The 23,901-nt window shown below is 64.9% G+C and carries 31 protein-coding genes; 12 read left to right on the top strand and 19 right to left on the bottom strand.

Annotated elements, in window-relative coordinates:
* Nucleotides 1-81 precede the first annotated feature (81 nt).
* The 8 genes from BcanWU425_RS07125 to BcanWU425_RS07160 all read right to left on the bottom strand — a co-directional run bounded on the left by BcanWU425_RS07125 (nt 82) and on the right by BcanWU425_RS07160 (nt 7,751).
* On the bottom strand, nt 82-1,116 hold the full coding sequence (locus tag BcanWU425_RS07125; protein WP_007596826.1) for a D-alanine--D-alanine ligase family protein: 1,035 nt from the start codon (nt 1,114-1,116) through the stop codon (nt 82-84).
* Nucleotides 1,113-2,141 (bottom strand): putative zinc-binding metallopeptidase, encoded by a 1,029-nt coding sequence (locus BcanWU425_RS07130; RefSeq protein ID WP_204512365.1) that lies wholly within the window; start codon nt 2,139-2,141, stop codon nt 1,113-1,115. Before BcanWU425_RS07130 ends, BcanWU425_RS07125 begins: the two co-directional genes overlap by 4 nt.
* A gap of 239 nt (nt 2,142-2,380) precedes the next feature.
* Nucleotides 2,381-3,334 carry a ribose-phosphate pyrophosphokinase gene (locus BcanWU425_RS07135; RefSeq protein ID WP_007614838.1) on the bottom strand — a complete coding sequence of 318 codons (954 nt, stop codon included), beginning with the start codon at nt 3,332-3,334 and terminating at the stop codon, nt 2,381-2,383.
* A gap of 193 nt (nt 3,335-3,527) precedes the next feature.
* Entirely contained in the window at nt 3,528-4,142 is a 615-nt protein-coding gene (locus tag BcanWU425_RS07140; protein ID WP_085358098.1) for a hypothetical protein, read from the bottom strand.
* Nucleotides 4,143-4,255: 113 nt separating this feature from the next.
* Entirely contained in the window at nt 4,256-5,023 is a 768-nt protein-coding gene (pgeF, locus tag BcanWU425_RS07145) for a peptidoglycan editing factor PgeF (RefSeq protein ID WP_018453516.1), read from the bottom strand.
* A complete protein-coding gene (locus BcanWU425_RS07150) occupies nt 5,020-6,138 on the bottom strand; it encodes a class I SAM-dependent methyltransferase (protein ID WP_018453517.1) in 1,119 nt (372 codons plus the stop codon). Before BcanWU425_RS07150 ends, pgeF begins: the two co-directional genes overlap by 4 nt.
* Nucleotides 6,139-6,159: 21 nt before the next feature.
* Complete coding sequence (gene lgt / locus BcanWU425_RS07155) at nt 6,160-7,005, bottom strand: prolipoprotein diacylglyceryl transferase (protein WP_204512364.1); 846 nt, start codon at nt 7,003-7,005, stop codon at nt 6,160-6,162.
* A gap of 8 nt (nt 7,006-7,013) precedes the next feature.
* The gene (locus tag BcanWU425_RS07160; RefSeq protein WP_204512363.1) at nt 7,014-7,751 is read right to left on the bottom strand and encodes a dienelactone hydrolase family protein; all 738 of its coding nucleotides are present in this window, start codon (nt 7,749-7,751) and stop codon (nt 7,014-7,016) included.
* A gap of 169 nt (nt 7,752-7,920) precedes the next feature.
* On the opposite strand from BcanWU425_RS07160, the gene BcanWU425_RS07165 reads away from it, so the two are divergent.
* The 4 genes from BcanWU425_RS07165 (at nt 7,921) to ychF (ending at nt 10,842) form a co-directional block, all read left to right on the top strand.
* The gene (locus tag BcanWU425_RS07165; protein WP_007596812.1) at nt 7,921-8,172 is read left to right on the top strand and encodes an accessory factor UbiK family protein; all 252 of its coding nucleotides are present in this window, start codon (nt 7,921-7,923) and stop codon (nt 8,170-8,172) included.
* Nucleotides 8,173-8,355: 183 nt separating this feature from the next.
* Nucleotides 8,356-9,075 carry a 50S ribosomal protein L25/general stress protein Ctc gene (locus BcanWU425_RS07170; protein ID WP_085358102.1) on the top strand — a complete coding sequence of 240 codons (720 nt, stop codon included), beginning with the start codon at nt 8,356-8,358 and terminating at the stop codon, nt 9,073-9,075.
* A 58-nt stretch (nt 9,076-9,133) separates the two neighbouring features.
* The gene (pth, locus tag BcanWU425_RS07175) at nt 9,134-9,739 is read left to right on the top strand and encodes an aminoacyl-tRNA hydrolase (protein ID WP_204512362.1); all 606 of its coding nucleotides are present in this window, start codon (nt 9,134-9,136) and stop codon (nt 9,737-9,739) included.
* 5 nt (nt 9,740-9,744) lie between these two features.
* Complete coding sequence (gene ychF, locus BcanWU425_RS07180; RefSeq protein ID WP_204512361.1) at nt 9,745-10,842, top strand: redox-regulated ATPase YchF; 1,098 nt, start codon at nt 9,745-9,747, stop codon at nt 10,840-10,842.
* 29 nt (nt 10,843-10,871) lie between these two features.
* Here ychF and BcanWU425_RS07185 read toward each other — a convergent pair whose 3' ends face one another.
* Nucleotides 10,872-11,168: a DUF4282 domain-containing protein gene (locus BcanWU425_RS07185; RefSeq protein ID WP_018453524.1), complete on the bottom strand. Its 297-nt coding sequence runs from the start codon at nt 11,166-11,168 to the stop codon at nt 10,872-10,874.
* A 178-nt stretch (nt 11,169-11,346) separates the two neighbouring features.
* Here BcanWU425_RS07185 and BcanWU425_RS07190 point away from each other — a divergent pair, with 178 nt between their 5' ends.
* The 3 genes from BcanWU425_RS07190 (at nt 11,347) to BcanWU425_RS07200 (ending at nt 12,626) form a co-directional block, all read left to right on the top strand.
* Entirely contained in the window at nt 11,347-11,799 is a 453-nt protein-coding gene (locus BcanWU425_RS07190) for a MaoC family dehydratase (RefSeq protein WP_018453525.1), read from the top strand.
* Complete coding sequence (locus BcanWU425_RS07195; protein WP_018453526.1) at nt 11,799-12,281, top strand: MaoC family dehydratase; 483 nt, start codon at nt 11,799-11,801, stop codon at nt 12,279-12,281. The genes BcanWU425_RS07190 and BcanWU425_RS07195 overlap by 1 nt, the downstream gene beginning before the upstream one ends.
* A gap of 198 nt (nt 12,282-12,479) precedes the next feature.
* Nucleotides 12,480-12,626 carry a hypothetical protein gene (locus tag BcanWU425_RS07200; RefSeq protein ID WP_007596790.1) on the top strand — a complete coding sequence of 49 codons (147 nt, stop codon included), beginning with the start codon at nt 12,480-12,482 and terminating at the stop codon, nt 12,624-12,626.
* A 27-nt stretch (nt 12,627-12,653) separates the two neighbouring features.
* On the opposite strand, the gene BcanWU425_RS07205 is transcribed toward BcanWU425_RS07200, so the two are convergent.
* The 5 genes from BcanWU425_RS07205 to BcanWU425_RS07225 form a co-directional block, all read right to left on the bottom strand.
* Entirely contained in the window at nt 12,654-12,791 is a 138-nt protein-coding gene (locus BcanWU425_RS07205) for a hypothetical protein (protein ID WP_007614812.1), read from the bottom strand.
* A gap of 282 nt (nt 12,792-13,073) precedes the next feature.
* Entirely contained in the window at nt 13,074-13,496 is a 423-nt protein-coding gene (locus tag BcanWU425_RS07210) for a hypothetical protein (RefSeq protein ID WP_018453528.1), read from the bottom strand.
* Between the two features lie 239 nt (nt 13,497-13,735).
* Nucleotides 13,736-14,653 (bottom strand): hypothetical protein, encoded by a 918-nt coding sequence (locus BcanWU425_RS07215; RefSeq protein ID WP_026232548.1) that lies wholly within the window; start codon nt 14,651-14,653, stop codon nt 13,736-13,738.
* 213 nt (nt 14,654-14,866) lie between these two features.
* Complete coding sequence (locus BcanWU425_RS07220) at nt 14,867-15,307, bottom strand: nuclear transport factor 2 family protein (protein WP_018453530.1); 441 nt, start codon at nt 15,305-15,307, stop codon at nt 14,867-14,869.
* Nucleotides 15,308-15,521: 214 nt separating this feature from the next.
* Entirely contained in the window at nt 15,522-15,974 is a 453-nt protein-coding gene (locus tag BcanWU425_RS07225; protein WP_204512360.1) for a nuclear transport factor 2 family protein, read from the bottom strand.
* A 266-nt stretch (nt 15,975-16,240) separates the two neighbouring features.
* Here BcanWU425_RS07225 and BcanWU425_RS07230 point away from each other — a divergent pair, with 266 nt between their 5' ends.
* Complete coding sequence (locus tag BcanWU425_RS07230) at nt 16,241-16,480, top strand: hypothetical protein (RefSeq protein WP_018453532.1); 240 nt, start codon at nt 16,241-16,243, stop codon at nt 16,478-16,480.
* 120 nt (nt 16,481-16,600) lie between these two features.
* A complete protein-coding gene (locus BcanWU425_RS07235; protein WP_231190249.1) occupies nt 16,601-16,804 on the top strand; it encodes a hypothetical protein in 204 nt (67 codons plus the stop codon).
* A gap of 250 nt (nt 16,805-17,054) precedes the next feature.
* On the opposite strand, the gene uvrB is transcribed toward BcanWU425_RS07235, so the two are convergent.
* The 4 genes from uvrB to BcanWU425_RS07255 form a co-directional block, all read right to left on the bottom strand.
* Nucleotides 17,055-20,027: an excinuclease ABC subunit UvrB gene (gene uvrB, locus BcanWU425_RS07240; RefSeq protein ID WP_204512359.1), complete on the bottom strand. Its 2,973-nt coding sequence runs from the start codon at nt 20,025-20,027 to the stop codon at nt 17,055-17,057.
* Between the two features lie 101 nt (nt 20,028-20,128).
* Nucleotides 20,129-20,359 carry a hypothetical protein gene (locus BcanWU425_RS07245; RefSeq protein WP_018453534.1) on the bottom strand — a complete coding sequence of 77 codons (231 nt, stop codon included), beginning with the start codon at nt 20,357-20,359 and terminating at the stop codon, nt 20,129-20,131.
* A gap of 58 nt (nt 20,360-20,417) precedes the next feature.
* Nucleotides 20,418-20,645, bottom strand: coding sequence for a hypothetical protein (locus BcanWU425_RS07250; RefSeq protein WP_007596778.1), 228 nt, complete (start codon nt 20,643-20,645; stop codon nt 20,418-20,420).
* 123 nt (nt 20,646-20,768) lie between these two features.
* Complete coding sequence (locus BcanWU425_RS07255) at nt 20,769-21,686, bottom strand: LysR substrate-binding domain-containing protein (RefSeq protein WP_018453535.1); 918 nt, start codon at nt 21,684-21,686, stop codon at nt 20,769-20,771.
* Between the two features lie 126 nt (nt 21,687-21,812).
* Between BcanWU425_RS07255 and BcanWU425_RS07260 the strand changes: the two genes are divergently transcribed.
* From BcanWU425_RS07260 to BcanWU425_RS07270, 3 genes are all read left to right on the top strand, one after another.
* On the top strand, nt 21,813-22,592 hold the full coding sequence (locus BcanWU425_RS07260; protein WP_204512358.1) for a sulfite exporter TauE/SafE family protein: 780 nt from the start codon (nt 21,813-21,815) through the stop codon (nt 22,590-22,592).
* Entirely contained in the window at nt 22,589-22,819 is a 231-nt protein-coding gene (locus BcanWU425_RS07265) for a hypothetical protein (protein ID WP_018453537.1), read from the top strand. Before BcanWU425_RS07260 ends, BcanWU425_RS07265 begins: the two co-directional genes overlap by 4 nt.
* Nucleotides 22,820-22,932: 113 nt before the next feature.
* Entirely contained in the window at nt 22,933-23,631 is a 699-nt protein-coding gene (locus tag BcanWU425_RS07270; protein ID WP_018453538.1) for a glutathione S-transferase family protein, read from the top strand.
* A gap of 69 nt (nt 23,632-23,700) precedes the next feature.
* Here the strand turns inward: BcanWU425_RS07270 and BcanWU425_RS07275 are convergent, their stop codons facing one another.
* Complete coding sequence (locus BcanWU425_RS07275; protein WP_083926324.1) at nt 23,701-23,892, bottom strand: cysteine-rich CWC family protein; 192 nt, start codon at nt 23,890-23,892, stop codon at nt 23,701-23,703.
* Nucleotides 23,893-23,901 lie beyond the last annotated feature (9 nt).

The following is a 23,901-nucleotide window of genomic DNA, read 5'->3' on the forward strand; positions in this document are numbered from 1 at the left end:
CGCAGCGCAACGACCATCCCTCATCCCGAGCGGCGCAAAGCGCGTCTCGAAGGATGAGGGGCGATCGCAGCCGTGTTCGTCTCAGCCGAGTGAGACTCCCGCTTTGGCGCGGCTGATCCCGAGGGCCAGGATGCGCTGCAGGAGAGCCGGATATTTGAGTCCGTCATGTAGAGCGGCCGTGGCGAACTCCTGGCTTTTGGCGATCTCGGGATTGGGATTGGCTTCGATGAAATATGGCGTGCCGTCGGCAGTGAGACGAAAATCGATGCGCGCATAGCCGTCGAGGCCGAGCACCCGGTAGATGCGTTTCGCGGCCCGCTGGATCCTGGCGGTCACTTCCGGCGCCAGATCCTTCGCAGGTCCGTCGACGATGCCGACCTTCTCCTGATAGTCGGTGTCGTGCTTGGCCTTCTCGGTGGCGATGTGCCGTGAGCTGCGGCCGCCCATGCTGCCGAATTTCAGCTCCCAGACCGGCAGAACGCGCAAGCGGTTGTTGCCGAGCACGCCGACGTAAAGCTCTCGCCCCTCGATGAACTGCTCGGCAATGGCGGCGGATTCGACCCGCTCGTGGATGAAGGCAACCCGCTCCGCCAGCTTCTCATCGGTGTCGACGATCGATGCTTGCGAGATGCCGAACGAGCCATCCATGTTCAGGCTCTTGACGATCAGCGGCAGCGCAAGGCGTGTCGGGCGTTTCACCTTGCGGCGCATCGGGAAGACCGCAAAGGCCGGCGCGGCGATCCGGCGGTGATGCACCAGCGTCTTGGACAAATCCTTGCCGCGGGCGAGGGTCAGGCCGCGCGGATTGCACCCGGTATAAGGGACCTTCATCAGCTCGAGATAGCTCGCGATGTGCTGGTCGAAGGCGACGTTGTTGTGGAATTCCTCCAGCAGCGTGAACACCACGTGCGGCTTGAATTCCTCGATAGCTTCGCGCACCGGCTTGATTTCCTCCTGCGCGCCGAGTGGGCGAACCTCATGGCCCGCCGCGCGCAAGGTACTCACCACGTCGTATTCCGTTTTCCACGCGTTGATTTCCTGCGCGGTGTGCCCGTCGCTGGAGTCCGGCGGCACGAAGTCCGGATGCATGAGCACCAGAATGCGTAGACGTCTCATAGCGCGATCCATTTTCGTCGAGACGGGCCAAACATCGTGTGCATCGTCTTGGCGGTCACGAGGACGATGAAGTCGAGAACAAGCTTCTGTTCAGGGCCGACGGCACGCAGATCGAGCTCGCGACAACGAGAGATCATCTCGTCAAGCACGGCATCGAGTGTAAGCTGATTCTCGCCGGTCCATCGCGAGACCAATTGCCTGATCTGGGAGCGGTGGCGCCTGATCAGGGCTGAAGCCGGCTTTGAGCGGTGGTGCCTTGGATCGGCTGAAAACAGCCGGGAGAGATCGCGGTCGTAGGTCTTGGGGGGCGTGAAGGCGTAGAACGCCTGCTTCTTCTTGTAGTGCTCTTCGAGCGTCTGGCTGAGCCGACCCAGCGTATCGACACGCTCCCGCGTCGTGATCAGCGGTCGCTTGCCCGCGATCTCGCCCATCAGCTCGTCGACATATTCAAGCTTCTTCAGTGCCGGCCAGCCCGCATATCGCGTTCGCCAGTTCGAGCGCGGCCGCAGCCACACCGCAAAGGTCTCGGCGAAATCCTCGTCCGGATGGCTCTGCGCGTACCACAGCCGCAGATGCTGGACGTAACGCCGGCTGGCCGGATTGGGCCGGTAATAGCGCGGATAATGTTTCGACGACGGGCCGAACAGTTGCTGCCAGCGCCGGCGGCGCTGCAACTGGTAGCCGTGCTGGATCGCATGGCCCGCTTCGTGACGAAGGATGGCCATGCATTCACGCCAGGTTCCGCCCTCGACGTCGAACATCATCTTCTTCTCGAGCTTCATCAGGCGGGGATGAGCGAGATAGAACGGAATGGCGATGCCGGGAACGCCGCCCGGACTGAACCATTCGCTCGACATCCAGGTGTGCGGCCGCAGCCGGATGCCGCGCTCCTCGAGTTCCTCGTAGAGCGTTCTGACGCAGTCCTCGAGCCAGGTGCCTTCGACCGTAACCCTCAGGCTGGAGAGGCGTTGCTTGAGCAACTCATCATCCGACAGCTTCTCCCAGGCAAATTTCCGGCGTGGCATCGGGCATCCAGAGGGCAGAGATGACTCGGGATTCGGATGATGTCATGGGCGCTCGTTGGCAACAACCCGGGGGGCGGCGGCGCGTGAGGCCGTAGGGGGCAAAGCGACTTGTCCGCCGGAGCTCGACGAGCGAAGGCGGAAGCGTGCTCACCGTCTTCATGGCCACAAAAAAGGTGGGCACGGCGCGTTGCGCATTTGCCCACCCTACGATTTTCCGCAAGCGGCCAGAGGCGAAAACCTCAGTCAAACAGGCTCGACACCGACTCTTCCGCCGCGGTGCGCGCGATCGCGTCGGAGATCAGGCTGGCGATCGGCAGCGTGCGGATGTTCGGGGCCTTGCTCACCGCATCCGTCGGCAGGATCGAGTCGGTGATCACCAGCTCCTTCAGCCTGGAGTTCGTGATCCGGGCCGCCGCGCCGCCGGAGAGCACGCCGTGGGTGATGTAGGCGTAGACGTCCTTGGCGCCCTTGGCGATCAGCGCGTCAGCGGCGTTCACCAGCGTGCCGCCGGAGTCCACGATGTCGTCGATCAAGATACAAGTGTAGCCGGCGACGTCGCCGATCACGTTCATGACCTCGGATTCACCCGCCCTCTCGCGGCGCTTGTCGACGATCGCGAGCGGGGTGTTGATGCGCTTGGCGAGGCCGCGTGCGCGCGCCACGCCGCCGACGTCGGGCGAGATCACCATGGTCCTGGAGAGGTCGAACTTGTCCTTGATGTCGCGCACCATCAGCGGCGCTGCGTAGAGATTGTCGGTCGGGATGTCGAAGAAGCCCTGGATCTGGCCGGCATGCAGGTCGAGCGTCATGACGCGGTCGACGCCAGCCTGGGTGATCAAATTGGCGACGAGTTTTGCCGAGATCGGCGTGCGCGAACCCGATTTGCGGTCCTGCCGGGCGTAGCCGAAATAGGGCAACACCGCGGTGATGCGGCGCGCCGAGGAGCGGCGCAGTGCGTCGGTGATGATCAGCAATTCCATCAGATGGTCGTTCGCCGGAAACGAGGTCGACTGGATGACGAAGGCATCCGAGCCGCGCACGTTCTCCTGGATCTCGACGAAGATCTCCATGTCGGCGAAGCGCCGTACCACCGCCTTGGTCAGCGGCAGGTCGAGACCTTGCGCGATGGCCTGAGCGAGAGCCGGATTGGAGTTGCCGGCGACGAGCTTGATGGAGCCGTTCTTGGCCGACATGGACGCTTCCTCCCGCGCTTTGCTGGACACGATGTTCAACATCAAACAATACCCACTGGAAGCACGGTTACGACGGGCGAGGAAATATCAGGCCGGGGGCTGCAATGGCAACCCGGGGCACTACGTTTTCCCTGCGAAATCCCGAGTCCGGCCAACGGTTTGGCCGGAAAACGGGGCCGTGGTTTCGCGGGGGTTAGCGCTCGGCATAGCCGAGCGCCGAGGCCGGCATGTCGGCCAATGGAGCCTCCGGGATCACGCTCGCCACGGCCGGCCCGCGCAAGCCGGGAGCCGAGTTCGGCGCATCCGGCGTGCCGTTGATCATGTTGGAAAGTCCGCTGAATCCGGCCTGGGCGATCTTCCGCAGCACGAGGTCGTCGGCCGCGCCCCAAGGATCCCGGCCGCCCTTGGCCGCGGTCGGTTCCTCGCCTGAAAGGCGCAGCGCCCGCTGCTGGTTGGCGTCGTAGACGTCCCAGACCCAGGCGATCACGGTCTTGCCACGAACGATCTGGGCGGAGAGGTAGCTGCGCACGCGGTAGGCAGCCGTCCCCTCGCGGGAGACCACGGACAGGCTGCGCAGCTTGGATTCGCTGTCGAGCACGCCGACCATGCGGTCGAACACTTGCGGCGGCGGCCCATCGATCGATTCGAACGCGACTGTCGCCCCCGAGCCGGCGCTCGGCGCCATCGCATAGGAGTTCGCGGCGCCACCGCCACCGGCACAGCCGCCAAGCGCGGCCGCCGCCGTCAGCAGCATGACCGCGAGCACGCGCGAACCCGCGCGGCGCAAGATGAATGACGCGTCCCTCATTATGGAGGGCAGCGATATCGTTAAAACGCATTAACGTCTAGGGCGGGGGCGCCACAGGCCACTATCATCGCGCGCAGGCATCGCCCCGGAATGACACGGGGTTGCCTTTGTGTTCACGCTTCGAGCGCGATCGCGTGAACGTGGCGGCCGTAATCCGGCTCCTTGCGATGTACCGAGCGGCGGTAGCTGAAGAAGCGTTCGTCGGCGTAGGTGTCCAGACCGAGATCGTCGATCATCAGGATGCCCGCGGCTTCCAGACGCTTGCGGATGAAGCCGGCGAGGTCGAACATCGCGTGTCCCTCGCGCACCGACGGGATGAAGAACATGGCGTTGTCTCCATCCGCCTCGATGAAGCGCGCCACGAACTCGTTGCCGACTTCATAACTGTCCTGGCGGATCAGCGGGCCGATCGCGGCGATGATGCGGCTCCGCGAGGCGCCGAGTTTTTCCATCGCCGAAATGGTCTGCTCCAGCACGCCGGTGAGCGCACCCTTCCAGCCGGCATGCGCGCCGCCGATCACGCCCGCATTGGGATCGACGAACAGCACCGGTCCGCAATCGGCGGTGGAGACGCCGAGCGCGATGCCGGGCACCTTCGTCACCAGCGCATCGCCCTTCGGCCGCGGCCCGCTCGGCCACCGAGCTTCGGCCACGAGCACGTCGGGCGAATGGATCTGGTGCAGGCTGAGAAAGCGTTCGGGTGCGACGCCGACATGCTCGGCCATGCGGCGGCGGTTCTCCGCAACAAGGGCCTGGTCGTCATTGGAGCCGAGCCCGCCGTTCAGCGCGGAATAGATGCCGCCCGAGACGCCGCCCTCGCGGGTGAAGAAGGCGTGGCGCAGGCCGGGCACCGCGGACAGCAGCGAGGAGGCAAGCGTCATGAATCGTCTCCGGCGCGTTCGAGATCGCTGAGTCCCGCAAGGCCCGTCAGCCGCGGCTCGGAGATGCCGAGCACCTTGAACATCGAACCCATGCCGCTGCGCCCGGTTTCGGTCAGGCGCTTGAGCGCGATCGAAATGTCGGTGGCGACGTCAGGCGCCGCCTTCTGCATCAAGGCGGCTGCACGGGTCTCGATGCCGACGCGTTTGAGGAAATCGCCCTGCGTCACCGGCCCGTGCACGCGGGCGCCGACGTCCTCCGCCCCGCGCGCGAGCGCCTGGAAGTCGACATGGGCTGTGACGTCGGCCTGGCCCGGCGCCTTCAGGGGATCGGTGAAGGTGTGGCGCGCGATCGCCTGGAAGGTGTCGCCGGCATCGCTGCGCAGATGACCGTAATCGATGATCAGCGCCGCGCCGTCCTGGTCGCGCACGCGGCTGGCGAGCTTCATGATCTCGGCATCGGGCCGCCATTCGAACACGGCCCCGACGGGCGCGGCGCGCACCAGAGGCGGCAGCAACACCTCGAAGCGCGGCGTCGGCTCGGCCGCCGCGCCGAATTGAAGTTTTCCGTTGGCGTCGACCTCGATCACGCGCTCGTGCCAGCCGTTCTCGTGTCGGACCATCTGGTGGATCGGCAGCACGTCGAAATATTCGTTGGCGAGGATGATGCTCGGTCCCTCGGGCACGTCGTCGATGCTGTCGTGCCAGGCGATGTTGCGCACGCCCGACAGCGTCGCACTCTGCCGCTCGCGGAGGACGGGATTGACCTCGACCATGTGGATGTGGAGCGCCTGGTAGAGCGGCGGCAGCACGCGGAGCGCGCGCAGGGCGTCGGCCATCATGGTGCCGCGGCCGGGGCCGAGCTCGATCAGCCGCAGGAATTGCGGCGAGCCCATCTGCTTCCACACCGAGGCGGTCCACAGGCCCAAGAGCTCGCCGAACATCTGGCTGACCTCCGGCGCAGTGGTGAAGTCGCCTTCTCGTCCCAACGGATCGCGCGAGACGTAGTAGCCATAGCGCGGATGCATCAGGCACAGTTCCATGTACCGCCAGACCGGCATGGGGCCCGAGGATTTGATCAGCGCCTTGATCTCGTCGAGTAACGGCTGGTCGGTCACGGCCTATCTTCTCAAAAGGAATTAACGAATAGCCCCTACGGGCTCGGGCGCACCGCGCCTCACTGCCAATACAATAAGTATGAGGCCTACAATAAGCATCGGGATCGACAACAGCATGCCCATGGTTAATCCGCCCCAGAGGAAGCCGAGCTGGACGTCCGGTTCGCGGAAATGCTCGCCGGCGATCCGGCTCAAACCATAGATCAGGATGAAGGCGCCGAGGATCATGCCCGGCCGTTTCAGGGCGCCGAAGCGGATCATGATCGCGAGGGCGGCAAACAGCAAAATGCCCTCCATGCCGGCCTCGTAGAGCTGGCTCGGATGGCGTGGCAGCTGGGTGGGATCATTGGGGAAGATCATCGCCCAGGGCAGCTCCGGGTCGGCGGCGCGGCCCCACAATTCGCCGTTGATGAAATTGGCGATGCGGCCGAGCAGCAGCCCGACCGGAGCGACGGCGGTGGTGATGTCGCCGAGCGACAGGATCGAGATGCGGTTGCGATAGGCGAACCACATCACCGCGACGACGCAGCCGAGGAAGCCGCCGTGGAAGGACATGCCGCCTTCCCACAGCCTGAAAATCGCGGCGGGATGGTCGATGAAGAAGGGCAGGTTGTAGAACAGCACATAACCGGTGCGGCCGCCGAGGATGATGCCGAGCGTGACCCACAGAATGAAGTCGTCGATCTGCACCAGCGACATCGGCGCCGGGCCGCCCCACAGCCGCTCCCTTTTCAGGAGCGAGCGCGCATAGAACCAGCCGAACACGATGCCGCAGATATAGGCCAGGGCATACCAGCGGATCGCGAACGGGCCGATCTCGATCGCGATCGGCTTGAAGGCGGGAAAGTCGATGAGCAGAAGTTGCATCGCGCCTTCTATGTCTGGACGAGATTGCGGCGATAGAGCGCCAGCAGACGCTCCCAATGCCGCTCGGCGGCGTCGCGGTGATAGACCGGACGCTTGGGGAAGGCGAAGCCGTGATGGGTGCCGGGATAGATCTCGACTTCGGCTTTGGCGCCGCTCATGCCCTGCTTCACCTTCTCGATGATCTCGGCGGGCGCGTAGATGTCGGTCTCGGCGCAGGCGAAGTAGAGTTCGGCCTTGGTCTTGGCTGCCGCGAGATGCGGGCTGTCGTCCTGGTCGGTTGCGAGCTGCGTGCCGTAGACCGAGGCGGCGGCCTTGACGCGATCAGGGAAATGCGTGGCGGCGTTGACGGCGTAGCGGCCGCTCATGCAGTAGCCGACTGTACCGATCAGTTTGGTGTTCGCGGCCGCCTGGCCCTCGGCATAGGTGAGCAACGCCCGCGTGTCGTCCATGATCATGGCGATCGTGAGCGATCCCATCAGCGCGAACATGCGCTTGCGTTCCGGGGCGTTCGGATCGGCCGGCAGCGCGCCGAGCTCCATCACGCCGGAGCGGTAATAGAGGTTCGGCAGCATCACGTAATAGCCCGATGTTGCGAGCCGGCGCGCCATGTCGCGCAGCTCTTCGCGGATCGCCGGCGCGTCCATGTAGAACAGGATGACCGGAAACGGCCCGCCGCGTTCGGGATGGCTGATGAAGGTTGCGGTGTGACCGTCCTTGGTGGGGATCGCGATCTGCTGATCGATCATCTCGAGCGCCTTTTGTGATTCTTCTTATGCAGGGACGTTGAATACGATTGCAAGGAAACCGGGGCATGACAAGGATACCGCCGATCGGCCCTTGAACCTGCCCAATCGGATTGCCATTGTCTCCCCGCGCGTTCGCGCAGAGTTCATCGAAAGCCGCCAGGAGACCGACATGACCCAGACCAACAACCGGTTTTTCGACGAGATCGGCCGCCTGATGAACGATGCCGCCGGCGCCGCGCAGGGCGTCAAGCGCGAGTTCGACACGGTGATGCGCACCCAAGCCGAAAAATTCCTGCGCGACATGGACCTGGTCAAGCGCGAGGAGTTCGAGGCGGTCAAGGATATGGCGCGCCTGGCGCGCGAGGAGAACGAGGCTCTGAAGGCGCGCATCGCGGCGCTGGAGGCCAAGCTCGGCGGGTAACTCCGCCGGCTCCGTCCGGGCGATCCGGTTCCTTCCGGCCGCCCATTCTCCTTGTTATTTCCGCGTCTTCCGGGTAAAAGCCCGCCACGTCCGCAGCCCCCGCACCCCTGGAGGCTTGCTGCGGCGTATGCCATGGGCCGCGTTGCGGCCCATTAACTTTTGCAAAAACAAGGACTTAACGTTATGGCGACCGTCAAGGAATTGAAGGCGACCGCACGTCCGAAGAGCGGCAAGGGGGCCGCCCGGGCTGAGCGTCGCGCCGGGAGAGTGCCCGGAGTGATCTACGGCAACAACCAGCCCCCGCTGACCATCTCGGTTGACGATCGCGAACTGCGCTCGCGCATCCTCGCCGGCCGGTTCCTGACCACGCTGGTCGACATCGACCTCGAAGGCAACAAGCACCGCGTGATTCCGCGCGACTACCACCTCGATCCGGTCAAGGATTTCCCGATCCACGTCGACTTCATGCGGCTCGGCGAAGGCGCCACCATCCGCATCAGCGTTCCCTTGCACGTGGTGAAGGCTGAAGGTTCGCCCGGCGTGAAGCGCGGCGGCGCCGTGAACATCGTTGCGCACGCGATCGAGCTCGAGTGCGGCGTGGAGAACATCCCGCAGTTCATCGAGGCTGACGTCGGTTCGCTCGAAATCGGCCACTCGCTGCATCTCTCTGACATCAAGCTGCCGGCAGGCGTAAAGGCGCTGACCGCCGAGGACGCGACCCTCGTCACCATCGTGCCGCCGTCCGGCTACGCCGAAGAGCTGAAGGCCGCGGCTGCTGCTCCGGCTGCAGGTGCTGCTGCTCCGGCGGCTGGTACTGCCGCTCCTGCTGCGGGTGCTGCTCCGGCAGCGGCTGCCAAGGCCCCGGCTGCCAAGGCTCCCGCCGGCGGCGACAAGAAGAAGTAATCTCTCAAAGCTGGCGCGCGGTCCCTGACCGCGCGCCGAGCGAGGGGCGCGCCGCGTCATGCGACTGTTTGTTGGGCTCGGCAATCCCGGCCCGAAATTCGCACGTAACCGGCACAATGTCGGCTTCATGGCCGTCGACGAGATCGCGCGGCGTCATGGTTTCGCACCCTGGCGCCGCAGGTTTCAGGGCGAGACCTCGGAAGGCACGCTCGGCACTGAGCGCGTGATCCTGCTCAAGCCGATGACCTACATGAATGATTCCGGCCGCAGCGTTCAGGAAGCGGCAAGCTTCTTCAAGATCGCGCCGGGCGACGTCACCGTATTCCATGACGAACTCGAACTGCCGCCGGGCAAGGTGCGGGTGAAGATCGGCGGCGGCATCGCCGGCCACAACGGCCTGCGCTCGATCTCCGCCCATATCGGCAACGAGTACCGCCGGGTGCGGCTCGGCATCGGTCATCCCGGCGTCAAGGAATTGGTGCACGGCCATGTGCTGTCGGACTTCGCCAAAGCGGACAACGAGTGGGTGGCGACGCTCTGCGAAGCGGTGGCCGAGCACGCGGCATTGGTTGCCAAAGGCACGGACGCGACCTTCGCCAACAGGGTGCACCTCGCCATGCAGGCGAAGGGATTTTTGACCAAGGACGACAACGGCAAGGAATAACGCTCGTGGGATTTAAATGCGGGATCGTCGGGTTGCCCAATGTCGGCAAGTCGACCTTGTTCAACGCGCTGACCGAGACGGCCGCGGCGCAGGCGGCGAACTATCCGTTCTGCACGATCGAGCCGAATGTCGGCGAGGTCGCGGTGCCGGATCCGCGGCTCGATAAGCTCGCAGCGATCGCCAAGTCGGGCCAGATCATCCCGACCCGGCTGACCTTCGTTGACATCGCCGGCCTCGTGCGCGGCGCGTCCAAGGGGGAAGGCCTCGGCAACCAGTTCCTCGCCAACATCCGTGAGGTCGACGCCATCGCGCATGTCGTGCGCTGCTTCGAGGACTCCGACATTACCCATGTCGAAGGCAAGATCGCCCCGCTCGCCGATATCGAGACCATCGAGACCGAGCTGATGCTCGCCGATCTCGACAGCCTCGAGAAGCGCGTCGACAATTTGTCCAAGAAGGCCAAGGGCAACGACAAGGACGCCAAGGAGCAGCTCGACCTCGTCAATCGCACGCTGGTGCTGCTGCGCGAAGGCAAGCCCGCGCGCCTCGTCGAGCGCAAGGTGGAGGAGGAGCGCGCCTTCGGGATGCTCGGCCTGCTGTCGTCCAAGCCCGTGCTCTACGTCTGCAACGTCGAGGAAGGCTCGGCCGCATCAGGCAATTCGTTCTCGAAGGCGGTGCAGGACCAGGCTGCCAAGGAAGGCGCCATTGCGGTCGTCATCTCGGCAAAAATCGAATCCGAGATCGCCACCATTTCGCGCGACGAACGCGCCGACTTCCTGGAGACGCTGGGTCTCGAAGAGGCCGGCCTCGATCGCCTGATCCGCGCCGGCTACACGCTGCTCGACCTCATCACCTATTTCACGGTGGGCCCGAAGGAAGCGCGCGCCTGGACCATCTATCGCGGCACCAAGGCGCCGGGCGCCGCCGGTGTGATCCACACCGATTTCGAAAAGGGTTTTATCCGCGCCGAGACCATCGCGTATGAGGACTACGTCGCGCTCGGCGGCGAAGCCGGCGCCCGCGATGCCGGCAAGCTCCGCCTCGAAGGCAAGGAATACGTCGTCGCCGACGGCGACGTGATGCATTTCAGGTTCAACACGTAAGACGCTGGAGTTCGTGCCCCGGAAACGCCCTACCGCACCCCGCCGCCCTGATCCCTGATCGCGCCAAGATGCTCGTTGATGCGGAAGATGATCAGGATCAGCTCGGCGAGAATGCGCGAGAACACGATTCCGACGACGACGCTCGCGATCGACGACAGCAGCATCAGGAAGCCGCCGAACGGGCTGATCGCCATCATTGCGAGGCCGGAGAAGATGCCGGAGAGGCCGAACAGGCAGATCAGCGCGATCACCAGCCAGTAGAAGGTCTTGATGATCGTCGGCGTGATAAAGCGGTCCCATTGAAACAGGTCGCTGAATGAAAACATTGCTCTCCCCAGGGCAATTCAGGTGTTGTCGGGCCTTGCAAATGGATCGTGGCCCCTGCTCGATCCGACTCAAGACCGACGCCGGCGCGCCGAATGTAGCACGAGCCATGCGGGCCGGCGGGTTGAGATTGCCGCAAAGTGCGGCCACAATCTGTCGTTCCCTCAAACCTTTCCCAAGATGACCCTGACCTTCGAAGATTTCCCGCCCGGCCGGTTCGGAACATTCGGCCCGCGCCATGTCACGCGCGACGAGATCGTGGCCTTTGCCGCCGAGTTCGATCCGCAGCCGATGCACCTCGACGAGGACGCCGCCAGCAAAAGCATGCTGCGCGGCCTGTCCGGCTCGGGCTGGCATCTCTGTTCGCTGATGATGCGGATGATGGCGGACGGTTTCATCACCCGCGCCGCTTCGCTGGGATCTCCCGGCGTCGACGAAGTGCGGTGGCTGTCGCCGCTCAGACCCGGCGACGATCTCATGCTCGAAGTCGACGTCGTGGAGGCCCGCACCTCGAAGAGCCGCCCGGAGCTCGGCATCGTCAAATTCAAATGCACCGTGCGCAACGCCGGGGGTGATGCGCTGTGCGAGATGACGTCGCCGATCCTGATCAAGCGGCGCGAAGGGGCGGTCTGATGCCGTTTTTCGAGGAGATCGAGATTGGGCATCGCCGTGAGATCGGCGCCTATACGTTCACGGCCGAGTCGATCAAGACATTCGCCGCAAAGTTCGATCCGCAGCGTTTTCACCTCGACGAGGAGGAGGGCAAGAACTCCTTGTTTGGCGGGCTCGCGGCCTCGGGCTGGCACGTCGGGTCGGCCTGCATGAGCCTGCTTGTCGCCGACGGCCAGCGCCTGGCGCGGGAAGCCGCTTCGCGCGGCGAGGAGGTCGCGGTGTGGGGCCCGTCGCCGGGCTTTCGCGACCTGCGCTGGATCAGGCCAGTGCTCGCCGGCGACATCGTCACCTACGTCAACGTCGTCATCGACAAGCGCAGCTCCGCCTCGCGACCCGGTTGGGGCATCCTGACCGCGCGCACCACCGGCACCAACCAGCGCGGCGAGGACGTCTACGCCATCACCGCAACCGCCTTCGTGCCGATGCGTGTGAACGGCGGTTAGATTCGTTCCAGGATGAACGGCGAAAACAGCGCGCGAGTGTTGCCCCCGCGCTATGGACGCGATTCCGGGTGGCTGCCATAAGCCTGCGCAACATGGTTTTCCCGCGAAGCAATGCGCGGAACCATCGAGTTGCTAACCAATTATGAACCTGTCGCTGTCTATTTGAACGAACTGGGCAGAGTACAGGGGACGAGGACCATGGCAGACCGCGGCGCACTCAAGCTGGTCGGATTCATCTTTGCTACCGCGACGCTGGCCGTGATGCTGGTGGCCGGCATGGTGGTGAAGGGCTATGCCGACGGCGCCTACACCCTGGAAGCTTCGACCGTGGAAGCCGCCCGGTAAGATTTCGTTAACTCCGCGGCCTCCGCCTCAGCGGCTATAGACGAACGCCAATATCGCGATCGCAACCGCCAGCAATCCGACAAAACGCAGCATGATCGTGCCGAACTGGTTCGGCGCGGGTCGCAGCGGTATCGGGTCGGTGGTGTCGGGCCGAATGCTTTCCATGAAATGTCCCCAGGCCCGGCCGCGATGGCAAGAGCGCTTGGCGTTAGTCGCCGGATGGATGCGGGAAGTTCAAACCCCTCCGCTGTTATGCCCCGCCAAAGCGGGGCATCCGGTACGCCGCGCGTCACAGTTCTAGCCTCGCTGCCTCTGGAATACTGGATCACCCGCTTTCGCGGGTGATGACACTTTTCGTGGGGCGCGTGCGCACCGTCACACACCCCACGAATCAAAACCGCCGCGCCCCTTTCGGAACGCGGCGGCTGGTGATGCGGGATGCAGCGATCAACTGTTGCGCAGGCCGTCGGCGGCGCGCTTCCACTGCGAGACGTTGTCGGCGATCATGCGGGTCGACTTCATCGCGGCCTGGCTGAGCTGGGCGTAGCCGGAGATCTCGCGCTGGACGCGCTGGCCTTCGGCGTGGAGCAGGTCGCGCAGGCTCTCGAGCTCGGAGATCAAATTCTCGATCTCGGCGAGGGAGGTGCCGGCGACGCGCTGGATCAGCGAGTTGACGTTGGTGACGGTGGCCTCCGCGCTCGGATCGAGCGGCGGCGCGTCCGCGGCGGTCGCTGCCGGACGGCGCAGATAGGCGATGTCGTTGCGGACGAAGTCACGGATGCCGGCTTCGACTTCCGTCACTGCGGCAAGGTTGGTGTCGATGGTCTCGGTCTCGGTGGCTTCGGTCTTTTCCGGACGCATGGCGTTCATCGTTATTCCCCTGTTCGCGTTGAGCGCAGCGCGAGTGTCCCCCGCACGACGACGTCGGTCTGGGACTAGGGCGCCGGATTTTGGCCGCAACTTGGCCGAGGTGCGGCAAGGGCGGTCCATTCGGGGGCTTTGCCGTGGCGTATGGTTACCGGAGTCTGAACGCGGCCGCCGCGCCGAAGTGAATGCGCGGCCGGTCGGTGCTCGACTCCCTCGCCCCGCAGGGGGAGAGGCGAAAACAGCTACCAGCTCTTCTTGAAACCCGCCGTCAGGCTCTTGTTGATCGCCCCTTGCGAGGTTTCGCCGACCGAACCGGAGACGGTGACGTTGTCGAACAGCTTCTGTTCCGCGCCGACCTTGCGCAGCCATTTGTCGTCCGTGGTCGACAGCGACTGGCCCGCGGTGATGCTGGTGCCGGTATCGGTGAGAGTGACCTTGGCCGACTGCTCGGTCTCGTAATTGCGCGTGACGTGACCGCCGACGCCGGGGAGCGCCGTGGTGCCCTGCTGGTTGACGCTGTAGCCGTTCTGCAGCGTCAGCGACGTGTCGCCCGACAGCGGCACCGACTTGATCAGCGAGGCCCCGAGCTTGCTCTGCTCCGCGCCGGGATCGACGCGAGCCTCCACCGCGGTCTTGTCCCAGATCGCGCCGGCGCCCGGCGCGGTCGCGGCCGCCCAGGCGCTGCCGGACGATTGAGGCACGCTGCCGCCATTGCTGGCCTTCTGTGCCAGCAGCTCGGACATCGTCCGCGGCTCGCTCGTCACCGTCATGTCGGCGCCGATGCGGGCGTCCCAGAATGAGGATACCGACTGCTTCACCGTCACCGCCGAGGAGCCGTTGGCGTTGGCGTTCGTCGCCCAGTTCAGCCCGTCCTTGGCGGCGGCCTGCGCGCGCTTCTTGGCGGCGATGATGTCGTTGAGCGTGCCGGCGTCGATCGCGAGCTGGCCCCAGTCGAGCTTGTCAACGTCGATGCCGCTCAGCACGTCGGGGTCGTTGACGTCGGGGGCCTCCGCCGCTTCGGCGTCGTCGTCGGGCGCTGCGGCCGGGCCGGGGGAGAAGGGCGGAATGATCTGCGCCGAAACCGTCAGCACCGATCCCAAGATCAAAGCGGCCGCCAGCATCGGCAGCCTGGTCCAGCCAAACCCTGTCGCGAATTCCATCGTCCTGCCCGTCAGCCCAGTTCCCGCCGAGGATGCGGAACCATCATTGCGAAATTGTGGCGGTTCCATCAGACGCGAACCAACGGGCCGCGCGAAAGGCGCGCGCCCGATGACGAGCTTCTCCACGATTGCATCCGGCGGGGCTGGAGGCCAGGACGCGTCGTGGGGTGCTCAGCCATCGGTCCCGAAGTGCGGGGCCCGTTGGTGTTCCGTTCAGCCGACGCTGGTCATCTTCGGCAGATGAATGGCGCGGCCAAGTGCCTGCTCGACCAGATCAAACGTGTCGATCAGCACGCGCATGCTGGTGAGCTTGCCCGCCCTGAACTGGGCAAACTGCGCCACCCGCAAGCTGATCGGCTTGCTGGAATCCAGTGCGGTCAGCGAATAGCGCAGCATCGAGGCGGCGGAATCGACACCGAGCATGATGCTCTCGCGGTCGAAGCGGCGGACCTGGAAATTGTCGGCGAATTGGCGGATGACGTCGAGCACGGCGTCCTTGCCCTGGCGCGCGCCGAGGAACGGAAACATGTCGATCGGCCCATAGAGCGCCCACTCGACGTCCTCGTCGATCAGGGCCTCGATGTCCTCGAAATGCCGGTCGTTGATCGCGCGGTGCAACGCACGCGAGAAACGCCAGAGGCTGTGCTCTGTCATCTTGGGCAGTCCTGAAGCTGGCTTTCGAAAAAGCGAAAAACAACCCCAAGCGCACAGGAAAGGTGCCGCGGGGTCGCTCAACTCATTTGTATGCGAACAAAATACGTCAATTCGGCCAAAACGCAATTCACGTTTTCGCAATGCACAATTGATCCCGGTGAGATTTACAATAAAACCCCGCATTTTTCCCGGTCCGGGCCGGTTTGGGAGAGAGCTAACCCCCGTCCACCCGCTCGCCCACGATCAGGGGGCCGATCTCACGCTCCAGCACCTGCTGCACCAGATCGTAGGAATCGATGATCTCCCGGATCTGCGCCACCTGGCCGTGGCGAAAAGTGTAGAACACGGCCATGTCGACCTGAATGATGCGGTCGTTGCTGCGCTTCCTGAAGAACACGCGCAGATAGGCCGCGACCGCGTCGCCCTCGGCGACGATCTGCGGCACCTCGTAGCGGATCTCGGCGTATCGCTCCTGCACGGTGCGCCAGAATTCGCCGAGCTCCTGCTTGCCGTGACAGGGGCCCATGTGCGGCAGCACATCGATCGGCGCGTGGGTGAGGAAGTCGACGTCGTCGGTGCAGCACGACAGCGCGGCAGCGAGATCGCTGCGCGAGATGGCGTCGAGCAGATGCAGCACGCGCTGGCGATTGAGCTTCTCGACCGTCATTCCGCCCGCCCTCATCGGCCGTGTGGAGTTCGCGCAAGGCTAACGCGCTGCCTCGGACACCGGCAATCCGCAAACCACAGGGGATATTGCTGACGTATGACGCGCCAGCGCAATGCCAGGTTTTTATGGTTGAGCGAGCGCGAGCCTTCACGAATTCGTGCAGGCGTTCGGCTGCATGGTCTAGCGAAGCATCGCGTGCGCGCGCGGGAACCGGGACGGGCCCGTGCCTGTTGAGAGTGCGACACCGCATCCGGAGACATCGATCCATGAAATCCCTCGCCGCCATCGCCGTACTTCTCATCTGTGGCGCGACGTCCGCCGCCAACGCCAAGGGCTGCATCAAGGGCGCCGTCGTCGGCGGCGTCGCCGGCCACTATGCCGGCCATCACGGCGTCCTCGGCGCCGCCGCCGGCTGCCTCTACGGCCGCCACCATGCCAAGGAACAGCAAGAGCAGGAGAGACAGCGGCAACAGCAGAGCCAGGTGAACGGGCAGGGCAAGCTGTAACCCCTGGTCATGCGGGGCGCGCGCGCCTTGTTCCCGCAGAGGAAATGGGCGTGACGCATCTCACATCAGGTCACCCTGATGACGGCTAGATTCATCTGCATGTCCTCAGGGAGACGTGCCATGGCCGCCGTCGCCAGAGTCAGAAAGTCCAGCATGCACAACGCGCTCGAAGGCCTCGCACTGACCGCGACGCTGCAGAGCTTCCCGACCTTCGCCGCCGCCGCCTTCCTGCTCAAGCTGGTCGGCATCACGACCTGGTCGGCGATCCCGGCGTCGCCATCTTCGTCGTCATCGTCTCGCTCGCCCATGCGCTGCTTGCAGTGAGCTTCGGGCCGAGCTTCCCGCATTTGTTCAAGACCGTCTACGAACCGAAGTCTTCGAGGCCCATCTGTCGCTCGCCGACAAGATCACGGCATGGCGCACCCAGGCGGTCGCCTCGCTGCAACTGATGACAACCGTGCTGCTGCTGTCGATGATGGCGGTGGTGACGGCGAGCCTGGGGTGAGTTCGCGTTCTCATGATTCTCCGACGCCGCCATGAACAACCATGGGCGGCGCCGGCGCTCCGCGCCCCCTTACCTCTTCTTCCACCCACCCCTATGCCCCGGCGCCCCACCGCTCGACCTCGGCGATGGCCCGAACTCCGGCCCTGACTGCCTTGAATCCGTCGGCTGGATGATGCGGCTCTCGCCACCGAACGGCTTCGACGGCAGCGCGCGGTCGCCCCGATATGGCAACGATTCCGGGCCGTGCATCTCGTCGAGATGCGGCTTGTGGATTCGCGAGCCCTTGCTGCCGCTGGCCTTGAGCGCTGTGGCGGCGCTCTTGTTCTTCAGCGCGCTGACCGGCAAATTGGCGGCGTCGCCGTATTTCTTCGCGCCCGCATAGGCTCCGGCCTTGCCCTGCACCGTGCGCTGCTTGACGGTGGGATCGTCGACCACCGCGAGCTCGGTGGCGCGCAGGCGCTTGACCTCGTCGCGCAGGCGCGCGGCTTCCTCGAAGTTCAGATCGGCGGCGGCCTCGCGCATCCTCGTCTCGAGATCGCCGAGCACGGCTTCAAAATTGTGGCCGATCGAGATGACGTCGTCGGTCATGTCGTGGCCGCCGATCTCGACCAGCACATGATCGCGCTCGTAGACGCTGTTCATGATGTCGCCGATCGACTTCTTGATGCTCTCCGGCGTGATGCCATGCGCCGTGTTGTACTCGACCTGCTTCTCGCGGCGGCGGTCGGTTTCGGCGATGGCGCGCTCCATCGAGCCCGTCATCTGGTCGGCATAGAGGATCACCTTGCCGTCGACGTTGCGCGCGGCGCGGCCGATGGTCTGGATCAGCGAGGTTTCGCTGCGCAGGAAGCCTTCCTTGTCGGCGTCGAGGATCGCGACCAGCGCGCATTCGGGAATGTCGAGGCCTTCGCGCAGCAAATTGATGCCGACCAGCGCGTCGAACGCGCCGAGCCGCAGATCGCGAATGATCTCGATGCGTTCGATGGTGTCGATATCGCTGTGCATGTAGCGAACGCGAATGCCCTGCTCATGCAGATATTCGGTGAGATCCTCCGCCATGCGCTTTGTCAGCACCGTAATCAGCGAGCGATAGCCGGCCTGCGCCGTGGCCCGGACCTCGCCGACGAGATCGTCGACTTGGGTGCGGGCCGGGCGGATGTGGACCGGCGGATCAATCAGACCGGTCGGGCGAATCACCTGCTCGACGAACACGCCGCCGCTCTCGTTGATCTCCCAGGCGCTGGGCGTCGCGGAGACCGCGATGGTCTGCGGCCGCATCATGTCCCATTCCTCGAAGCGCAGCGGGCGGTTGTCCATGCAAGAGGGCAGCCGGAAGCCATATTCGGCGAGCGTCGCCTTGCGGCGGAAGTCGCCGCGGAACATGCCGCCGATCTGGGGAACGGTGACGTGGCTCTCGTCGGCGAACACCAGCGCGTTGTCGGGCACATATTCGAACAGCGTCGGCGGCGGCTCGCCGGGCAGGCGCCCGGTGAGATAGCGCGAATAGTTCTCGATGCCGGCGCAGCTTCCGGTTGCCTCCATCATCTCGAGGTCGAAGGTGGTGCGTTGCTCCAGTCTTTGCGCTTCCAGCAGGCGGCCCTGGTCGTGGAGCTGGTCCAGCCGCATCTTCAATTCGGATTTGATCGACTTGATCGCCTGCACCAGCGTCGGGCGCGGCGTCACATAGTGCGAGTTGGCGTAGATCTTGATGAATTCGAGCTCGTCCTGCTTGTGGCCGGTGAGCGGGTCGAACTCCTCGATGGTCTCGACGGTGTCGCCGAACAGGTTCACGCGCCAGGCACGGTCTTCATAGTGCGCCGGGAAGATGTCGATGACATCGCCGCGCACGCGAAATGTGCCGCGGGTAAAATCGGCCTGGGTGCGCTTGTACTGCAGCGCGACGAGGTCGGCGATCAGCTGGCGCTGGTCGATGCGCTCGCCCTTCTTCAGGGCAAAGGTCATCGCGGTGTAGGTTTCGACCGAGCCGATACCGTAGATGCAGGACACCGAGGCAACGATGATGACGTCGTCGCGTTCGAGCAGCGCGCGCGTCGCCGAGTGGCGCATGCGGTCGATCTGCTCGTTGATCGAGGAGTCCTTTTCTATGTAGGTGTCGGTGCGAGGGACATACGCTTCCGGCTGGTAATAGTCGTAATAGCTGACGAAATACTCGACCGCGTTGTCGGGGAAGAAGCTCTTGAACTCGCCATAGAGCTGGGCGGCGAGCGTCTTGTTCGGTGCCAGGATGATGGCGGGCCGCTGCGTCGCCTCGATCACCTTGGCCATGGTGTAGGTCTTGCCGGAGCCGGTGACGCCGAGCAGCACCTGCGAGCGGTCGTTGCGGTTGATGCCCTCGACCAGCTCGGCGATTGCGGTTGGCTGGTCGCCGCGCGGCTCATAATGCGACTTGATCTCGAAGCGCACGCCGCCTTCGGACTTTTCCGGGCGCGGCGGCCGATGCGGGGTCCACACCCTGGTGGAGCCGTCGTCCTTGCGGAACTCCGGCCGGCCCTCGCGGATCAGCGATTCCAGCGCGTCGGCGGTGGCCTTGACGCCGAGCGCCTCCATCTTGCTGCGCGGCGGACGAGCCAGGGCTTCGGCATCGTCCTCTTCCGTCGGGAGGCCGAGCTGACGCGCCAGTTCCGGATCGAGCGTCGGTATCGTGGCCGCGGTTCCGTAATTGGCCTGCGGCGCCTCGTCGAAGCCCGCGTCGCGGGCGCCGGGCGGCTGCGGATTGGGCCGCAGCGGCATTGGCCTCGTATTGTCCTGCGGAAACTCTTTCGGCGTCGAGGCCCGCGCGCGATGCGCGGCGGCCTCGCCTCCGGAGCGGCGGTCGCGCGAATTGTCCGGCGGCGGCTGCAGTCCGGTGCCCGATCCGAGCCCGGCATCGCCGCGATTGATCGCGGGATTGAGCAACTCGGCCAACGCCGGCCCGATCGGCTGCACGTCGGGGCGAGACGCCTTGGAATTCGGCGCGGCGTTCGGAGCCTTGGCCTTGGGGGATTTGCCGGACTTTTCGGAGGATGCAGGTTTCTTCGCCATGCTCCGAATATGGGGCGAGTCCGCCTCGCAATAAAGAGCGAATGCCCGGCAATGCTCAGACTGCTGACAGCAGGTTGGCAGCAGGCCTTGGGATCTTGCGATCAGGCCGCCGGCAGCGGTCCCTCATCGTCCCCGGCTGCCTGACGCGGCTCGAGGATGTCGAGATGGATGCCGCCGCAATCGGTGCAGCGCATGGTCCAATACTCGCATCCGGCACGGCCGCCGATCACGCGGAGCACCGTGAGATCGCCCTCGCATTCCGGGCAGCTGGACAACACATTGCGGGTGTAAATCCTCGGCCGCGGCGTGTCTTCGAATTCGATGACTGACATGACCGATTTCCCCCTTTGACCCTGCGCCGTTCCTTGGTTCGCCTGCAGTCCCGCTCGCTTATTCGTCGTCGCTGTCGTCGGCCCGCCGGCGGAACCGATCGATGTGATGCTTGGCATGGGCAATCGCGGCATCGGGATCAGGCCAGGCGAAGCCGACTTCCATGGCCGGAAACAGCACGCCGTCGATGGCAACCGGGCTGAAATCGGCACGCCGGATCCGGGCGTGCCACAGTCCCTGGCCAGCTTCGAAGGATTCGATGTCAAAGCCGTCGTAAAGGGTCGTCATTGCAGTCCCCAAAATGTTTTATTCGAGCGCCTTGTTGGAGGGTCAGGGGACCACGTTTGCGGATTTCAGGATGTGAAGCCGTTCACAAGCGGCGGGCTTTTTTGCCAAAGTCCGATAGCAGCGTCAGTTCCGCGCGCTGGTGCGGCCGGGCCGCCGGACGGGACGGGCGGCGGGTTCCGACGCCGCGCGCATGATCCACCGGCGGAACGCGGCAAAGTCGCGCTGCTCGGTCTGGAAGCTGCGATAGAGCAGGTACCAGCGCATGCCCTTGGGCACCGAGAGCTCGAATGGCGCCACCAGCCGGCCGGCGGCGAGGTCGTCGTCGATATAGGGTCGGATGCCCATGGCGATTCCGAGCCCGTCGGCGGCAGCCTGAAGCGCCTGGCCGTAGAACTGGAACTCCGGTCCCCGCGCGTTGACGCGCGCGAGGTTTGCGGCCTTGAGCCAGATCGGCCAGTCCTCGGGCGAATGCGCGACGCGGATCAGGCTCGGTGCCTTGAGATCGGCCGGGCGCTTCAGCGAGGAGGCGAGGCGGGGCACGCAGACCGGCGTGAGGTCGCCGGCGAACAGCGGCTCGGCCACCAGCCCCGGCCAGTCGCCGGTGCCGAGCTGGATGCCGCAGCTCCAGTCCTCGCCGAACGGCACCGACGCGCCGCCGGTGGTGAAGCGCACCTCGATGTCGGGCTCTTCGCTGCGAAACTCCGACAGGCGCGGGATCAGCCAGCGCATCGCAAAGGTGTGGCCGATGCCGATGGTGAGCACGCGGACGCTCGAGGGCGCCGTCACCTGCGCGGTGAGGCTTGCGAGCGCATCGAAGATCGGCGTCAGCCCGCTCTGATAGGCGCGGCCCGCCTGCGTCAGCAGCAGCTTGTTGGCCTTGCGCTCGAACAGCGCGACGCCGAGCCGTTCTTCCAGGATGTGCACCATGCGGCTGACGGCGGCTGCCGATACGCTCAGCTCGAGGCCGGCCGCGGCAAAGCTGCCGGCCCGCGCCGCGGCCTCGAATGCCTTGATGCCGTTGAGAAACAGCAAGCGCCGCAAATGACCGACCCTCAGGAAAGCTGATGCCAGGCCAAGATAACTCAGTTTGCGTAGACGAGGCAAGCGGGGCACGTTTCCCTTCGCCTCTGCCCGCGCGCGGGGAGAAGGCCAATCGGAGATTTTCACGTGACGCCCATCATGATCGCTGCCCTTGGATTGCTGATGGTCGGCAGCGCGTTCCTGTCGGGGCTGTTCGGCATGGCGGGCGGGCTGATCCTGATCGGCGTGCTGCTGGCCTTGATGCCGCTGCCGACTGCGATGGTGCTGCATGCGATCACGCAGATGGCCTCGAATGGCTGGCGGGCCTTTCTCTGGCGCGCGCATATCCGCTGGCGGCCGGTCGCGAACTATATGGTCGGCGCGGCCGTCGCGCTCGCGGCGTGGTCGCTCACGCGCTACGTACCGGACAAGCCGGTCGCGCTGCTGCTGCTCGGGATCACGCCGTTCATGGCGCGGCTGCTGCCCGCCAACATCAAGCCGGATCCCGACCGTCTTTGGCAGGGCACCGTCTACGGCACGATCTGCATGGGCCTCATGCTGATGACCGGCGTGTCGGGGCCGCTGCTCGACACCTTCTTCCTCGGCGGCGATTTCGGCCGGCGCGAGAAGGTGGCGACCAAGGCGATGTGCCAGCTCGTCAGCCATTTCAGCAAGCTGATCTATTTCGGCGGCGTGATCGACCAGGCGGCGACGCTCGATCCCGTGCTCGCGGCCGTCGCGATCGCAGCATCCATGCTCGGCACCACGCTGGCGCGGCGCATCCTCGAAGCCATGACCGACCAGCAATTCGTGGCCTGGTCGATGAAGCTGATCACCACCATCGCCTGCTACTATATCGCCTATGGCAGCTGGCTGCTGGTCCGCACGCCGGTGCTGGCAGCCTTCGACAAGGGAGGTCTGCAATGAGCGAGACTGCCGACCCGCTGGTGCTGGACTTCGTCGAGTGGGTTGCGCGCGAGCCCCGCGCCTATGCCGAGGTGATCGCGACCTGGAAGACGTCGTGCCCGCGCCTCACCATCTGGGAAGACGCCGCCGACCGCGGCTATGTCGCGCGCGAGACGCTGCCCGGAATGGGGCTGGTGATCGCGGTGACGGAGGACGGCGAGAGGCTGCTGCGCACGAACGGGCGCTAGCTCTCCACATCCGTCGTTGCGAGCGCAAGCGAAGCAATCCAGAATGCTTCCGCGGCGGCAGTCCTGGATTGCTTCGCTTCGCGTGCAATGACGGAATACCGGGAGACCCTTTCATGTCGCTCAAACTCTTCGAACTCGTCGGCACAGACGCCTCGCGACCGTTCAGCCCGTTCTGCTGGCGCACGCGAATGGCGCTGGCGCACAAGGGCCTTTCGGCGGAAACGTTGCCCTGGCGCTTCACCGAGAAGAGCGCGATCGCGCCACATGGCTCGGAGAAGGTTCCGGTGCTGCTGCATCACGACCAGCCGGTGGTCGATTCCTGGACGATCGCGATCTATCTCGAAGACAAGTTTCCGGATCGTCCGTCGCTGTTTGGCGGCGAGGGCGGGCGCGCCATGGCACGCATGCTCAATGTCTGGGGCGACATCGCCATCGTCGGCGGCATCTTTCCATTGATCATCGCCGACATTCCGAACAATCTGGACGAGGTGGACGCCGCCTATTTCCGCCAGTCGCGCGAGGCCCGTTTCGGCGGCAAGAGGCTGGAAGAGATCATGGCCAGCCGCGATGCCGGCGTGGTCGCCTTCCGCAAATCGCTCGAGGTGATGCGGCAGACCCTCAAGAAGCAGCCCTTCATCGGCGGCGCCGCACCGAACTATGCCGACTACATCGTGTTCGGCGGTTTTCAGTGGGCGCGCGCGACGAGCCCGTTCAAGCTGCTGGAAGCGGACGACCCGGTTTACGCCTGGCGCGAAAAGCTGCTGGATGCGTTCGACGGCATGGCACGGAAGTCCCCGGGGCATCCAGTGTAGTTGTCGCGAGCCGTCTCTCCTCAACGTCGTCCTGGCGAAAGCTAGGACCCATACCGCGGAAGCGGAGGGTTATGTTGCCTCCGCCGCCGCACGCAAGCACGCCCGGCACAAGCAATCCTCGCCCTTGACCGGCATCGGCAGCCGCGCCGTTTCTTCCGCGCACCAGCAGGTGCCGGAGAGGTCGCAGCCGAACTCGGCGCCGCAACGAGAGCAGGCGAGGCGGCGGGGTTGCTGCGCCGGAATGTCTTGCCGATTTGTCATGATTTGCGC

Origin of the sequence: Bradyrhizobium sp. WU425, assembly GCF_021052305.1 — a bacterium.
In the GTDB taxonomy this organism is placed as follows: domain Bacteria; phylum Pseudomonadota; class Alphaproteobacteria; order Rhizobiales; family Xanthobacteraceae; genus Bradyrhizobium; species Bradyrhizobium canariense_D.